This is a genomic window from Cognatishimia sp., from assembly GCF_964229375.1.
Classification (GTDB): Bacteria; Pseudomonadota; Alphaproteobacteria; order Rhodobacterales; family Rhodobacteraceae; genus Cognatishimia.
The window spans coordinates 1-14,949 of the sequence record NZ_CAXREH010000075.1; the positions used below are offsets into that span (position 1 = coordinate 1).

Here is a 14,949-nt window from a genome sequence, read left to right on the forward strand (position 1 = left end):
TCGATCCGCTCCAAGCTCAATTCCCTTCAGAATGCAATGAAAGAGGTCGGATAATGGGTATCCAAGCAGCCGAAATCTCGGCAATCCTGAAAGACCAGATCAAGAACTTTGGTCAGGAAGCCGAAGTTGCCGAGGTTGGCCGTGTGCTTTCCGTCGGTGACGGTATCGCCCGCGTATATGGTCTGGACAATGTTCAGGCGGGTGAGATGGTCGAATTCCCTGGTGGTATCATGGGGATGGCGCTGAACCTGGAAAGCGACAACGTTGGTGTTGTTATCTTTGGTTCCGACCGTGACATTAAAGAAGGTGACACTGTTAAGCGCACCAACTCTATCGTTGACGTTCCAGTTGGCCCAGAGCTGCTGGGTCGCGTTGTCGACGGTCTGGGCAACCCGCTGGACGGCAAGGGCCCAATCGAAACAGCCGCACGTAACGTTGCGGACGTTAAAGCGCCTGGCATTATCCCACGTAAATCCGTTCACGAACCAATGGCGACCGGCCTGAAGTCCGTTGACGCGATGATCCCAATCGGCCGTGGCCAGCGGGAACTTATCATTGGTGACCGTCAGACTGGTAAAACCGCGATTGCGCTGGACACCATTCTGAACCAGAAATCCTATAACGACGCAGCGGGCGACGACGACAGCAAAAAGCTGTTCTGCGTTTACGTTGCGATCGGCCAGAAGCGCTCCACAGTTGCACAGCTGGTGAAGAAGCTGGAAGAGTCTGGCGCGATCGAATACTCGATCGTTGTGGCTGCGACCGCATCTGACCCAGCGCCTATGCAGTTCCTTGCACCTTACGCGGCGACTGCGATGGCGGAATACTTCCGTGACAACGGCAAGCATGCTCTGATCATCTATGATGACCTGTCCAAGCAAGCGGTTGCATATCGTCAGATGTCCCTGCTGCTTCGCCGCCCACCAGGACGTGAAGCGTATCCAGGTGACGTTTTCTATCTGCACTCCCGTCTGCTGGAGCGTTCCGCGAAACTGAACGAAGACTTCGGCGCAGGCTCTTTGACCGCGCTGCCAGTCATCGAAACCCAAGGTGGTGACGTTTCCGCGTTTATTCCAACCAACGTGATCTCGATCACCGACGGTCAGATCTTCTTGGAAACAGAACTGTTCTACCAAGGTATCCGCCCAGCGGTGAACACCGGTCTGTCGGTTTCCCGTGTTGGGTCCTCGGCACAAACCAAAGCGATGTCTTCTGTTGCAGGTCCGGTTAAACTGTCCCTCGCGCAGTATCGTGAGATGGCCGCGTTTGCGCAGTTTGGTTCTGACCTTGACGCCGCAACTCAGCAGCTGCTGAACCGTGGTGCGCGTCTGACCGAGCTGATGAAACAGCCACAGTACTCGCCGCTGACCAACTCTGAGATCGTTTGTCTGATTTTCGCAGGCACCAACGGCTATCTCGACGCAGTCGACGTGAAAGACGTTGGCCGCTACGAGCAAGGCCTGCTGGCGCACCTGCGTGGCAAGCACGCGGACCTGCTCAAGTGGATCACCGAAGAAGATCAAAAGATCAAAGGTGACGCCGCAGATAAAGTTAAAGCAGCGCTCGACGAATTCGCCGCAGACTTCGCATAAGGAGTTCAGACAATGCCTAGTCTGAAGGACCTTAAAAACCGGATCGACAGCGTGAAAAACACGCGGAAGATCACAAAAGCCATGCAGATGGTTGCCGCGGCGAAACTTCGCCGCGCGCAGGAAGCTGCAGAGGCGTCCCGGCCATACACAGAACGGTTCAATGCCGTTCTGTGTGGTCTGGCGGCTTCTGTTGGCGGTTCCGACTCTGCACCAAAGCTGCTTTCGGGCACCGGTTCTGACCAGATCCACCTTCTGGTGGTGATGACTGCAGAACGTGGCCTGTGCGGTGGCTTTAACTCAAACATCGCCAAGCTGGCGCGTGCGAAAGCCGAAGAGCTGAAAGCTGCGGGCAAGACCGTCAAGATTCTGACCGTTGGCAAAAAAGGCCGCGACGCAATCAAGCGTGACCTTGGTGACAGCTTTGTTGGCCATGTGGATCTGACTGAAGTCAAACGCATCGGATATGACAACGCGCAGGATATCGCGCGGGACATTCTGGCACGGTTTGACGGCGGTGAATTCGACGTTGCAACGATTTTCTACGCGAAGTTCGTGAACGTAGTGTCCCAGATCCCAACTGCTCAGCAGATCATCCCAGCGGCCTTTGAGGCAGATGCGGATGAGGGCGCAAATACTCTGTATGACTACGAGCCCAGCGAAGAGGCCATTCTGGCCGACCTGCTGCCGCGCGGCGTCGCAACTCAGATCTTTGCTGCTCTGCTGGAAAACGGCGCGTCAGAGCAAGGTGCGCGGATGTCCGCAATGGACAACGCAACCCGCAACGCTGGCGAAATGATCGACAAACTGACCATCGAGTTCAACCGCTCGCGTCAGGCTGTGATCACCAACGAGCTTATTGAAATTATCTCGGGCGCTGAAGCGCTCTAAGAACCGGAGACGTAACATGGCAAATGCAAAAGGTAAGGTGACACAGGTCATCGGCGCCGTTGTCGACGTTCAGTTCGAAGATTCCCTGCCGGAAATCCTGAACGCTCTGAACACAGACAACAATGGAAAGAACCTGGTTCTGGAAGTATCCCAGCACCTGGGCGAAAACACTGTTCGTTGTATCGCAATGGACGCGACCGAAGGTCTGGTACGCGGCGCAGCCGTCACCGACACAGGCGGTCCGATCACCGTTCCAGTTGGCAACGCAACACTCGGTCGTATTCTGAACGTTGTGGGCGAGCCAGTGGACGAAGGCGCTCCGATCAACGCGACTGAATCCCGTGCGATCCACCAGCCGGCGCCTGCGTTCGAAGAGCAGTCCACCGCGTCTGAGATCCTTGTGACAGGCATCAAAGTTATCGACCTTCTCGCGCCTTATGCGAAGGGTGGTAAAATTGGTCTCTTCGGTGGTGCGGGTGTTGGTAAAACCGTTCTCATCATGGAACTGATCAACAACATCGCGAAAGTGCACTCTGGCTTCTCCGTTTTCGCGGGTGTGGGCGAGCGTACACGTGAAGGTAACGACCTTTATCACGAGATGATCGAATCCAACGTTATTAAGCCTGACAACCTCGAGGAATCTCAGGTTGCGCTGGTTTATGGCCAGATGAACGAACCTCCAGGTGCGCGTGCACGTGTTGCTCTGACAGGTCTGACCCTGGCGGAACAGTTCCGTGACCAGTCCGGTACCGACGTTCTGTTCTTCGTTGACAACATCTTCCGCTGTACTCAGGCGGGTTCTGAGGTGTCTGCGCTTCTGGGTCGTATTCCTTCCGCGGTTGGCTACCAGCCAACACTGGCAACCGACATGGGTGCGATGCAGGAACGGATTACATCCACAAAGAACGGCTCGATCACTTCGATCCAAGCGGTTTACGTTCCAGCGGACGACTTGACCGACCCTGCACCAGCAACCACCTTTGCGCACTTGGATGCGACCACGGTTCTGAACCGTGCGATCTCCGAGCTGGGCATCTACCCTGCGGTTGACCCACTGGACAGCTCCAGCCGTCTGATGGACCCAGCCGTTGTGGGCGAAGAGCACTACAACGTGGCCTTCGAGGTTCAAGGTATCCTGCAGCGTTACAAATCTCTGCAAGACATCATCGCGATCCTCGGCATGGACGAACTGTCTGAAGAGGACAAGCTGACCGTTGCGCGTGCGCGTAAGATCCAGCGTTTCCTGTCTCAGCCATTCGACGTTGCGAAGGTCTTCACAGGCTCCGACGGTGTACAGGTTCCTCTGGAAGACACCATCGCGTCGTTCAAAGCGGTTGTTGCCGGCGAATACGATCACCTGCCAGAAGGCGCCTTCTACATGGTTGGCGGCATCGACGAAGTGATCGCGAAAGCCGAAAAAATGGCTGCGGAAGCCGCTTAATTAAGAGATCCGGCTCTGCGCCATGAGTGCAGAGCCTCTCTGAAAGGAGGCCTCAATGGCAAACACCTTGCAATTTGATCTGGTCAGCCCGGAACGCGCGCTTGCATCCCTGCAAGCCTCAGCCGTGCAAATCCCAGGTGCAGATGGTGACATGACCGCGATGCCTGATCACGCACCAACCATCACCACCCTGCGCCCAGGCATCCTGAGCGTAGAAGCAGAGGGCGGAACTCAGTCCTATGCTGTGACCGGTGGTTTTGCGGAAATCACCGCAGACGGCACGTCCGTTCTGGCCGAGCAAGCCATCCCAACTGGCGATGTCACTGCCGAGCTGATCGACGGTCTGATCGCAACAGCAGCAGCAGCGGCCGAAAGCGCCTCTGCCGAAACCAAAGACGCGGCGGCAAAGACCCTTGCGGATATGGAAGCGTTGAAAGCTGCTCTAAGCATCTGATTTTCTAAGATTTAGACGCGGGCCTCGTGAGACTTCACGGGGCCCGTTTCTATTTACACTGCCCCTTAAAATGCGCTAGGCCTCGCTGGGTAAGTGGGGATGATATGAAAAAATTCCGAGGCAAGTCCCTGGGGATCGACCAGGGCGAAGACCAGCTGTTTTCAGATTATGACACCGGCGGCGATATGTGGGTCAGTTCTGGTCCGCGCGAACGGCGCAAGCGGGTTACCTTCAGCGAACCCTATCTGAACCTGCCCGCCGTGCATGTGTCATTGTCGCTTTGGGATGTCAGCAATGGCGCCAATATTCGCGCTGATCTGAGTGCAGATGCCATCGACGAAACCGGCTTTGATCTTGTGTTTCGCACCTGGCAGGACACCCAGGTCGCCCGCGTGCGCATGAGCTGGATCGCGTTTGGCGAGGTTGAAGACGAAGACAACTGGGACGTCTGACGCGCCCTTTTTCTCTTGCTGAAATATCCTGGGGGAAGGCGGAATTCACGGAATTCCGACGGGGGGCAAAGCCCCCCGATGGCATGACCTAGCCGAAAAGCCCTTCGTAAGAGGCTTCCAGCGTTTCGGTTTCAAACAGCGAACTGACCGATGCGCCGTTCCAGATGTTCAGGATCGCATGGGCAAAGATCGGCGCCGTTGGCAGCACCCGGATGTTGGTGCAGTTTTTCACGGCCTCGGTAGGTTTGATCGTGTCGGTGATCACAAGGCTCTTCATCACAGAGGCGGTCACGCGATCCACCGCAGGGCCTGACATGACGCCATGTGAAATATAGGCATGCACTTCGGTCGCGCCGTGCTCTAGGATCACCTCGGCGGCTTTGCACAGCGTGCCCGCGGTGTCGCACATGTCGTCCACGATGATACATTTCTTGCCTGATACGTCCCCGATCACGGTCATCTCGGCCACTTCACCGGGTTTCTCGCGACGTTTGTCGACAATCGAAAGCGGCGCGTTGATCCGCTTCGCCAGCTCGCGCGCGCGCGCCACGCCGCCGACGTCAGGCGAGACGATCATGATGTCGTCCATCGCGCCTTTGAATTGCTGCATGATGTCCAGCGCAAAGATTGGGCTGGCATAGAGGTTGTCCACCGGAATATCGAAGAACCCCTGAATCTGCGCAGCGTGTAAATCCATGGTCAGAACCCGTTCAACTCCGGCTTCGACCAGCATATTGGCGACCAGTTTTGCGGAAATCGGGGTGCGGGCCTTAGCGCGGCGGTCCTGACGGGCATAGCCGAAGTAGGGGATCACGGCCGTAATGCGTTTGGCAGACGAGCGGCGCAGCGCGTCGGCCATAATCAGCAGTTCCATCAGGTTGTCATTGGCGGGGTTCGACGTTGGCTGGATAATGAACATATCCTCGCCGCGGACGTTTTCGAACACTTCGACGAAAATCTCGCCGTCGTTGAACCGTTCGACCCGTGCATCCACCAGTCCCAGGTTACGATGAATGGACATGCGACGCGCAATGGCTTTGGCCAAAGGCGGGTTCGCATTTCCGGTGATAAGTTTGGGTTCCATGGTGGTCGGCATTAAGGCTGTTCCCCGAGGTCAGATGACAGATTCGTGACGTTGCGCACGCCTTAACATGTGGTTAGCATTTGGCAAAGCAGACTGCGCTAACAGGAGAGCTAAATGCCACATATCGACTATTATTTCGCAACGATTTCCCCCTTCACCTATCTGGCCGGCACGCGGCTAGAAGAGATCGCGGCGAAACATGGGGCGACGATCACCTATAAGCCGCTCGATATCATGCAGCAGTTTGCGCGCACAGGTGGGCAGGCGCCCAAAGATCGGCATGTCTCGCGTCAGGAATATCGTGCACAGGAACTGCCGCGACAGGCCAAGAAACTGGGCATGGCGTTCAATTTGAAACCTGCGCATTGGCCGACGAATATGGCACCTTCGTCCTATGCGTTGATCGCGGCGCAAAATGCGGGCGGCGGCGATTTGGGCGCCCTGGCGCATGGCTTTACGCGCGCGGTTTGGGCCGAGGAAAAGAACATCGCCGAGGACGCGGTGATCCGTGAGTGCCTCAGCGCGGCGGGCTTTGATCCGGCGCTGGCGGAAACGGGCCTTCTGGAAGGCGCTGACACCTATGCGCAGAACCTTGAGGATGCGGTGAATGCAGGTGCATTTGGCGCGCCATTCTATGTGGTTGACGATGGTGCGCGGTTCTGGGGGCAGGATCGCCTTGAAGAGCTGGATCTGCATCTGTCGGGCAAACTCTAGGACATAACCATGGATCAGGCATATTGGCGCGCCTTTGGCGAGGCGCGACCAGAGGCGTTGGCGTTCCATTGTTCGCTTGCCCATAGCGGTGCGTGGCGAGGGGTTGCGGAGCATGCGTCTCTCAACCTGCCATTTCTGGCGATGGATCTGCCGTCACATGGCAAAAGCCCGATTTGGTCGGGCGATCAGGATTATGCAGACACCGCCGTGCGCTGGGTCAAAGATGCGCTGACCCATCCGGTGCATTTGATGGGTCATTCCTTTGGCGGCTATGTCGCCCTGCGGGTGGCGATTGAGTGCCCTGACATGGTTCGAAGCCTTTCGCTGTATGAGCCGGTGTTTTTTGCCGCCGGTGCAGATTGGGGGGCGTTGGACGTGCAGGCCTATCGCGATGAAATGTCCGAGGTGGCTGCTCTGGTCGATCAGGGTCGCGCCGATGAGGGCGCGCGGCTGTTTGTGCGCAGCTGGGGCGATGGTCGCCGGTGGCATGATCTGCCCGAGGCGCAGCGCGCGCAGTTCGCAGAGTTGATGCCGGCGGTTCTGGCGGCGCAACATGCGCTGTTGGACGACGTTGGCGGGTATATTCCACGCCTTTCAGAGATTTCGTGCCCGACGCTCGTGATGGATGGCGCCTTGTCGCATCCGACGATGCCCTTGGTGCAGAACGCGATTGCCGACAAGATTCCGGGCGCGCAGCGTCTGACACTTGAAGGCGTGGGGCATATGGGAGTCATCACCCACCCGCATTTGGTTGCCACAGCTTTCGCGGAAAATATCGCGCGGGCAGATTAAAGCACGCCGATTTCAGCCAGGGCGCTGGCCAGTTCAGTTGGCAAAGGCTCTTCTTGGCCGCGTCCTTTGGGCAGGTCCATCGGAGACTCTTCTGGCTTCAGGTAACGCCAGCCCTGAAAGGGGCGTTTCAGGGTGGATTGCGTGCGGATCAGCTCGGGGTCCAAGACAATGGCGCAGCGGCGTATGCCGTCGCTGCCGATCACTTCGTCAAGTCGCAAAATTTTCTGGCGCGCCTGAATTGACCCTTTGATGACCCAATAGATCGAGCCCCCATTCAGCACCTCGGCTTCGCGCTTGGGCCACATGCGGGTGACGTGACGTGGCAGGCTGTTGGGCAGCTCTGTTGCCCGCATTTTTTGCCACGCATCCAGTGAGTCGACCGAGTCGGTTCCAACAGACAGCTTGACGAGGTTTACGAATTTAGTCACAGGTTTTCCCCAGATTCTTCCACGACAAATTAGCGCAATCGCCGCGAAGGTCAAACGGGCTTCGGATCAAATTTACTCCTTATTTTGTTGGGCTGAAAAAACCACATACCATATGTTGTGTTTTCGCTTGCTGTGGCCTACGACTCTCGATAATCTGAGTGACCTAGAAAAAAGACACCGTTCAGGCTATTCTGAACACCTTCTACCTAACAAGGAAAACACCTATGAGCCGTTTCGCTGCCCCTATCGCTGAGAGCATTTGGGATATGAAGTATCGCTTTAAACAAGCGGACGGCACGCCGATTGACCAGACTGTCGAGGACAGTTGGCGCCGGATCGCGCGTGATCTTGCGAAGGTGGAAAAGGATCCGTCCGCGTGGGAAGACAAGTTTTATGCGGCGCTGGAGGATTTCAAATATCTGCCTGCGGGTCGCATCACAGCAGGGGCGGGCACAGCGCGTCAGGTGACCCTGTTTAACTGTTTTGTCATGGGGACCGTACCTGACAGTATGGGCGGTATTTTTGACATGCTGAAAGAGGCCGCGCTGACGATGCAGCAGGGCGGCGGGATCGGCTATGACTTCTCGACCATTCGTCCGCGTGGTGCGGATGTGATGGGCGTAGCGGCCGATGCGTCTGGTCCATTGTCCTTTATGGATGTCTGGGATGCGATGTGCCGCACGATCAGGTCCGCGGGCAGCCGTCGCGGGGCGATGATGGCGACCATGCGCTGTGATCACCCGGATGTAGAACAGTTCATCACCGCCAAATCCGATCCAGCACGGCTGCGTATGTTCAATATGTCCGTGCTCGTGACCGACGCCTTTATGGAAGCGGTCAAGGCCGATGGTCCATGGGAGCTGGTGTTCGGGGGCAAGGTCTATCAAACCGTGAACGCGCGCGATCTTTGGAACAAGATCATGCAGAACACCTATGATCAGGCCGAGCCGGGTGTGATTTTCATCGACCGGATCAACCAGTCCAACAACCTAAGCTATTGTGAAACGATCGCGGCGACCAACCCATGCGGTGAACAGCCTCTGCCGCCTTACGGGGCGTGTTTGCTGGGGTCGATCAACCTGGCACGGTTGGTGACCGATCCGTTCGAAGCCGCCGCAGAATTGAACGAAACAGCGCTGACTGACTTGGTCACCACGGCCGTGCGCATGATGGACAATGTGGTCGATGCGTCCAAATTCCCGCTCGAGGCACAGGCCCAAGAAGCGCAGGCCAAACGCCGGATCGGCCTTGGGGTGACAGGGCTGGCGGACGCTTTGCTGATGTTGGGTCTTGAGTATGGCACCGAAGAGGCAGCCGCCCAGACCGAAACCTGGATGAAAGCGATTGCGCATGCGTCCTACAAAGCCTCGGTGGAGCTTGCGAAAGAAAAGGGTGCCTTCCCGCTGTTTGATGCCGAGAAATATGTCAACGGTGGTCTGGTGCAGCATCTGGATGATAATCTGAAAGCCGAGATTGCCGAGCACGGCATTCGCAACGCGTTGCTGACCTCGATCGCGCCAACGGGCACCATCAGCCTGTATGCAGGCAACGTAAGCTCCGGCATCGAACCGGTCTTTGCCTATGCCTATACCCGCAAAGTTCTGCAAAAAGACGGCTCGCGCACCGAAGAAGAGGTCGTGGACTATGCTGTGAAACTGTGGCGTGACAAGTTCGGCGACAAAGAGTTGCCAAGCTATTTTGTCAACGCGCAGACGCTGGCGCCTCAAGCGCATGTTCGGATGCAGGCGGCTGCGCAGAAATGGATCGACAGCTCTATTTCCAAGACCATCAACTGCCCCGAAGACATCAGCTTTGATGCCTTTAAGGACGTCTATATGCAGGCATGGGATACAGGCTGTAAGGGCTGTACGACCTATCGTCCAAACGACATCACTGGCTCGGTTCTGACCGTCAGCGAAACCGCAGAAGAAGCCCCGGGCGAGAGCCCCGCAGATCACGTCGCGGACACTGGCGAAGTGATCTATATGTCTGAACCACTCGAGCGACCGCAGTCTTTGGAAGGCGCGACCTATAAGTTGAAATGGCACGACAGCGAGCATGCGATCTATCTGACCATCAATGATGTGGTGATGGGCGGGCATCGTCGTCCGTTCGAGATCTTTATCAACTCTAAGAACATGGAGCATTACGCCTGGACGTTGGCCCTGACCCGGATGATTTCGGCTGTGTTCCGTCGCGGTGGCGATGTGTCCTTTGTCGTCGAAGAGCTGAAAGCGGTGTTTGATCCGCGTGGCGGATCGTGGATGGAAGGCAAGTACATTCCATCGATCCTAGCCGCGATTGGCGGCGTGATCGAAAAACACATGATCGCAACGGGCTTTATCGAAGGCGAAGGTATGGGTTTGAAAACAGACCCCAAGGCGCAGGTCGTCGCGGTGGGCGAGCCGAGCCGCGGCAAAGCCTGTCCGTCCTGCGGTGATTTTACCTTGCAAATGGTCGAAGGGTGCATGACCTGCACCAGCTGCGGCTATAGCAAATGTGGCTAACCTAGTTGGCGATCCACTTCGGTGATTGACCCATGCGGAAGGGGCGTTCTGCGCTTTGTTTCGCGTGGGTCAGACCCACATGGCATCCCCACCGGACATGCGCGTGCCTTGCTTTTGCTGGGGTGCGTCGGCGTCCGCAAAAATTCGACATAAGGACATATTGAGTGCCCCAAGCAGACTCTCGTATTGCTCAGATTATTGCCTCTGAAATCGCCGCACGACCTGAACAGGTCACATCCGCCATCGATCTGCTGGATGGCGGTGCTACGGTGCCATTTGTGGCGCGGTATCGCAAAGAGGTCACAGGCGGGTTGGACGACACGCAGTTGCGCACATTGGGCGACCGGCTGTCCTATCTGCGCGAGCTTGAGGCGCGTCGGCAAACCATTGTCGATACGATCAAGTCACAGGGCAAAATGACCGAGGCCTTGGGGCGTCAGATCGCAGCGGCCGAGACGAAATCAACGCTTGAGGATATTTATCTGCCGTTCAAGCCCAAACGCAGAACCAAAGCTATGATTGCGCGGGAAAACGGTCTGGAACCTTTGTTGCACGCGATCCGCGATGTGCCAGCCAGCGACCCGAAGGCTCTGGCCGAGGGGTATCTGAGCACAGAAGTTGACACCGTGAAGGCTGCACTGGACGGCGCGCGCGATATTCTGACCGAAGATCTGTCAGAGGATGCCAAACTGCTTGGAGCCTTGCGGGAATTTATGATGCGCGAGGCCAAGATTTCGGCGCAGGTCTTGCCGGGTAAGGAAGACGCGGGCAAAAAGTTCTCTGATTACTTTGACCACTCCGAGAAATGGGCCGACATTCCCGCCCACCGCGCGCTTGCGATTTTGCGGGCGGCGAAAGAGGAAATCGTCACCATCGCAATTGAACCCGAGGCTGGCGAGGGCCAGGAGCGGGCGCAAGGCATTGTCTGTCAGGCAATCGGAGATCTGGGGCAGGGGCCCGGCGATCAATGGCTGCGCGAGGCCGCTGGTTGGGCGTGGCGGGTGAAGCTGTCGCTGTCGATGTATGTCAACCTGCTGACCGACCTGCGCCGCCGCGCGCATGAGGACGCGATTGCGGTCTTTGCGCGCAACCTGAAAGACCTGTTGTTGGCGGCGCCTGCCGGAAGCCGCGCGACCTTGGGGCTGGATCCGGGCATTCGCACGGGTGTTAAGGCGGCGGTTGTTGATGACACGGGCAAGCTCTTGGAAACCGCGACGCTCTATCCATTCCAGCCGCGCATGGATGTGCGTGGCGCGCAGTCCAAGATTGTCGAGATGGTCAAACGGCATGGCGTCGAGCTGATCGCGATTGGCAACGGCACGGCCAGCCGTGAAACAGATCGACTGGTCGCGGATACACTGCGGTTGATCGAGGGGGCTAAACCCAAATCCGTTGTGGTATCCGAGGCCGGGGCCTCGGTCTATTCCGCGTCAGAACTTGCGGCGCAGGAATTTCCAGATCTGGACGTCAGCCTGCGCGGGGCCGTTTCCATTGCGCGGCGGTTGCAGGATCCGCTAGCAGAACTGGTGAAAATCACCCCCGAAAGCATCGGCGTCGGGCAGTATCAGCACGACGTGGATCAACGACGTTTGGCGCAGGCGCTTGAAGCTGTTGTTGAAGACGCGGTGAACGCGGTGGGTGTGGATCTGAACATCGCATCTGCTCCGCTTTTGGCGCATGTGGCGGGGCTGAGCGCGTCGTCGGCGCAGGCGATTGTGGCGCATCGTGATGCACAAGGCGCCTTTGCCTCGCGCAAGTCCTTGCTGAAAGTTGCGGGTATCGGCCCGAAGGCCTTTGAGCAATGCGCAGGATTTCTGCGCATCAGAGACGGCGAGGAGCCTTTGGATGCCTCATCTGTGCACCCCGAGGCTTATGACGTGGCGCGCCGCATCACGCAGGCTTGCGGACGGGATCTGCGCGACATCATGGGAAAACCCGACACGCTGCGCGGCGTGCGGGCCGAGGATTTTGTCAGCGATCAGTTCGGCCTGCCCACGGTGCGTGATATCTTGTCAGAGCTTGAAAAACCCGGCCGCGACCCGCGCCCTGCCTTTAAAACCGCAAGCTTTGCCGAAGGTGTCGAGGACATCAAAGACCTGAAACCCGGCATGCGGCTTGAGGGCACCGTGACCAATGTTGCGGCCTTTGGGGCCTTTGTGGATATCGGGGTGCATCAGGACGGTCTGGTGCATGTCAGCCAATTGGCCGATCGGTTCGTGAAAGACCCGCATGACATCGTGAAAGCCGGAGACGTAGTCAAAGTGCGTGTCACCGAGGTCGATATCCCTCGCAAACGCATTGGCCTGTCCATGCGCAGCGGCGATGCGGCGGCGCAGGGCGGCAAAGCTGACCGCACAGCCGGTGCGACGTCAAAAAAGCCGCATGGAAAATCACGCAGGAAATCAGGTGCAAAGACATCTTCGCCACGGCCGCCAAAAGGGACGCGGCCCGCTGCGGATGCTGGGCTTGGCGCGCTGGGCGATGCGTTGAAAGCCGCGATGCGCAAACCTTAAGGCGCCGCATGGTTTGCGCCGCTTAAAATTTCGCCACTCAGCAGGGCAGGGCCGTGATTGACGCTTGGGAAGCGCGTAAAAGGGGTAGCGCCAGCCAGATTCATGGTTAGATCGGAGGCATGAGGATCTGGATTTCAGCGATCGCGCTTTGTCTGGCAGCGCTTCCGGCCCGCGCAGAGGACTGCGTGTTGTTGCTGCATGGGCTGGCCCGCACGGATGCCTCTTTTCTGGTGATGGAGCGGGCGCTTTCCAACGAAGGCTACCACGTAGTCAATCAGGCCTATCCATCCACCACAGACACGGTCAGCGCCCTGGCCGAGGCGACTTTGCCCAAGGCCTTTGCCGCCTGCGGTGCGCGCACAACCCATGTCGTCACCCATTCCATGGGCGGGATCCTGTTGCGCAGCTGGCTTGTTGACCACGACATGGACAGCCTTGGCCATGTGGTGATGCTGGGGCCTCCCAACCACGGGTCCGAGATCGTGGATACCTTTGGGGAATTGGATCTGTTTGAATGGCTGAACGGCCCTGCGGGGATGGAGTTGGGCACCACAGGCGTCACGACGACTTTGCCCGAGGTGACATTTCCGCTGGGGGTGATCGCCGGGGATGTGTCGCTTAATCCGGTCTATTCCGCCCTGGTGATCGGCAGGGATGACGGCAAGGTGTCGGTCAGATCCACCAAGGTTGCGGGCATGTCAGATCATATTGTGATCCACACCAGCCACACCTTTATGATGAACAACCCTTTGGTGATTGCACAGGTTAAAACCTTTCTGCGCGATGGGGCTTTTGATCACAGTAAAACGCTTTCCAAAACCATCGGGGACGCTGTATTAAACGCTCTGGATTAGGCTGAGGAGGCCAGCATGAGTGTATCGCGGCGTTTGGTCGGGGCTGACGTTCTTGGCCCTAATGGGCTTGAGTCGCGCGATCTGTGTGTGGCCGAGGGTGTCTTGCAGGCGCAGCTTGATGCACGAGAGGTTGACCTTAGCGGATACATGATCTGCCCGGCCTTCGTGGATATTCACGGCGACGGGTTTGAACGCCACCTTGCCCCGCGCAGGGGCGTGCTGAAAGATCTGGGGCAGGGGCTTGCCTCGACGGATGCGGAACTGGCGTCAAACGGTGTGGGCACGGCGGTTCTGGCTCAGTTCTTTAGTTGGGAAGGCGGTATGCGGGGAACGGACTTCGCGGCGCGGTTTCTGGCGGCCCACAGGGACAGCAAGATGCTGACAGACACCCGGGTGCAGCTGCGGTTTGAGACGCATCTACTGGCGCAATATGCAGAGTTTGAGGATTTGGTTGCGCGATATGATGTGCCCTACGTGGTGTTCAACGATCACCTGCCGCATGCGGCCTTGGCCAAAGGCAAAAAGCCGCCGCGGTTGACGGGGCAGGCGTTGAAAAGCGGGCGCTCGCCCGAGGCACATCTGGAGCTGTTGAAAGATCTACACGGGCAATCGGATGCCGTGGCCGAAGCCCTGCCCAAACTGGCGGCGCGTTTGGCAGAACGAGGCGTGCGATTGGGCGCGCATGATACGGAAACCGCCGAGGATGTCGCCACGTTCAAGGCCATGAACACCCTGATCGGGGAATTTCCGGTCAGTGTCGACGCGGCAAAAGCCCATCGCGCGGCTGGGGGCCAAGTTATCCTCGGGTCTCCGAATGTCGTGCGCGGTGGATCGCATTCCGGCCGTTTGTCCGCAGCAGAGCTGATCGAGGGCGGGCTTTGCGATGCCTTGGCAAGTGACTATCACTATCCGGCCATGAAGCAGGCTGTATTTCGGCTGGTGGACGAGGGCGTGGTTTCGCTGGCCGAAGCTTGGCACCTCGTCAGTGCTGGACCCGCGCAAATTCTGGGACTGACGGATCGAGGCAGGCTGCAAGACGGTCTGCGCGCGGATCTGGTGATTTTGGATGCGCAACCGCGTCAGATCGAGGCGACAATGGCCCGAGGGCGGATCACCTATCTGGCGGGGGGCGTCGCTGAGAGGTTTCTGGCCTAGCGGCGCATAAAGCGCCGCCAGATCAAGCCGTTATTGTGCAGGCGTCACGCGATTTGCGTGGCCCATTTTGCGTCC

13 protein-coding genes are annotated in these 14,949 nt (G+C 57.9%); 11 read left to right on the forward strand and 2 right to left on the reverse strand.

The genetic code is table 11. The features are described from left to right. Nucleotides 1–53 precede the first annotated feature (53 nt). The 5 genes from atpA (at nt 54) to ACEQWH_RS06000 (ending at nt 4,827) form a co-directional block, all read left to right on the forward strand. Nucleotides 54–1,592 carry a F0F1 ATP synthase subunit alpha gene (gene atpA / locus ACEQWH_RS05980; RefSeq protein WP_370228866.1) on the forward strand — a complete coding sequence of 513 codons (1,539 nt, stop codon included), beginning with the start codon at nt 54–56 and terminating at the stop codon, nt 1,590–1,592. A 12-nt stretch (nt 1,593–1,604) separates the two neighbouring features. Next, a complete protein-coding gene (locus ACEQWH_RS05985; RefSeq protein WP_370228868.1) occupies nt 1,605–2,480 on the forward strand; it encodes a F0F1 ATP synthase subunit gamma in 876 nt (291 codons plus the stop codon). A 16-nt stretch (nt 2,481–2,496) separates the two neighbouring features. Beyond that, on the forward strand, nt 2,497–3,921 hold the full coding sequence (atpD, locus tag ACEQWH_RS05990; RefSeq protein WP_370228870.1) for a F0F1 ATP synthase subunit beta: 1,425 nt from the start codon (nt 2,497–2,499) through the stop codon (nt 3,919–3,921). A gap of 55 nt (nt 3,922–3,976) precedes the next feature. Then, nucleotides 3,977–4,375, forward strand: a complete 399-nt coding sequence (locus ACEQWH_RS05995) for a F0F1 ATP synthase subunit epsilon (protein WP_370228871.1) — start codon at nt 3,977–3,979, stop codon at nt 4,373–4,375. Between the two features lie 104 nt (nt 4,376–4,479). After that, nucleotides 4,480–4,827 carry an H-type lectin domain-containing protein gene (locus ACEQWH_RS06000; RefSeq protein WP_370228872.1) on the forward strand — a complete coding sequence of 116 codons (348 nt, stop codon included), beginning with the start codon at nt 4,480–4,482 and terminating at the stop codon, nt 4,825–4,827. Nucleotides 4,828–4,915: 88 nt separating this feature from the next. On the opposite strand, the gene ACEQWH_RS06005 is transcribed toward ACEQWH_RS06000, so the two are convergent. Beyond that, nucleotides 4,916–5,923: a ribose-phosphate pyrophosphokinase gene (locus ACEQWH_RS06005; RefSeq protein WP_370228873.1), complete on the reverse strand. Its 1,008-nt coding sequence runs from the start codon at nt 5,921–5,923 to the stop codon at nt 4,916–4,918. Between the two features lie 102 nt (nt 5,924–6,025). On the opposite strand from ACEQWH_RS06005, the gene ACEQWH_RS06010 reads away from it, so the two are divergent. Together ACEQWH_RS06010 and ACEQWH_RS06015 are read left to right on the forward strand one after the other, a co-directional pair. Further along, entirely contained in the window at nt 6,026–6,625 is a 600-nt protein-coding gene (locus ACEQWH_RS06010; protein WP_370228875.1) for a 2-hydroxychromene-2-carboxylate isomerase, read from the forward strand. Nucleotides 6,626–6,634: 9 nt separating this feature from the next. After that, nucleotides 6,635–7,417, forward strand: a complete 783-nt coding sequence (locus ACEQWH_RS06015) for an alpha/beta fold hydrolase (protein WP_370228877.1) — start codon at nt 6,635–6,637, stop codon at nt 7,415–7,417. Here the strand turns inward: ACEQWH_RS06015 and ACEQWH_RS06020 are convergent. After that, the gene (locus ACEQWH_RS06020; RefSeq protein WP_370228879.1) at nt 7,414–7,845 is read right to left on the reverse strand and encodes a DUF1489 family protein; all 432 of its coding nucleotides are present in this window, start codon (nt 7,843–7,845) and stop codon (nt 7,414–7,416) included. The genes ACEQWH_RS06015 and ACEQWH_RS06020 overlap by 4 nt on opposite strands. A gap of 224 nt (nt 7,846–8,069) precedes the next feature. Between ACEQWH_RS06020 and ACEQWH_RS06025 the strand changes: the two genes are divergently transcribed. From ACEQWH_RS06025 to ACEQWH_RS06040, 4 genes are all read left to right on the forward strand, one after another. Then, nucleotides 8,070–10,352, forward strand: coding sequence for an adenosylcobalamin-dependent ribonucleoside-diphosphate reductase (locus ACEQWH_RS06025; RefSeq protein WP_370228881.1), 2,283 nt, complete (start codon nt 8,070–8,072; stop codon nt 10,350–10,352). 164 nt (nt 10,353–10,516) lie between these two features. Beyond that, nucleotides 10,517–12,865 carry a Tex family protein gene (locus ACEQWH_RS06030; RefSeq protein ID WP_370228882.1) on the forward strand — a complete coding sequence of 783 codons (2,349 nt, stop codon included), beginning with the start codon at nt 10,517–10,519 and terminating at the stop codon, nt 12,863–12,865. A 119-nt stretch (nt 12,866–12,984) separates the two neighbouring features. After that, entirely contained in the window at nt 12,985–13,719 is a 735-nt protein-coding gene (locus tag ACEQWH_RS06035; RefSeq protein ID WP_370228883.1) for an esterase/lipase family protein, read from the forward strand. 15 nt (nt 13,720–13,734) lie between these two features. After that, nucleotides 13,735–14,874: an alpha-D-ribose 1-methylphosphonate 5-triphosphate diphosphatase gene (locus tag ACEQWH_RS06040; RefSeq protein ID WP_370228884.1), complete on the forward strand. Its 1,140-nt coding sequence runs from the start codon at nt 13,735–13,737 to the stop codon at nt 14,872–14,874. The last annotated feature ends 75 nt before the right edge of the window (nt 14,875–14,949 follow it).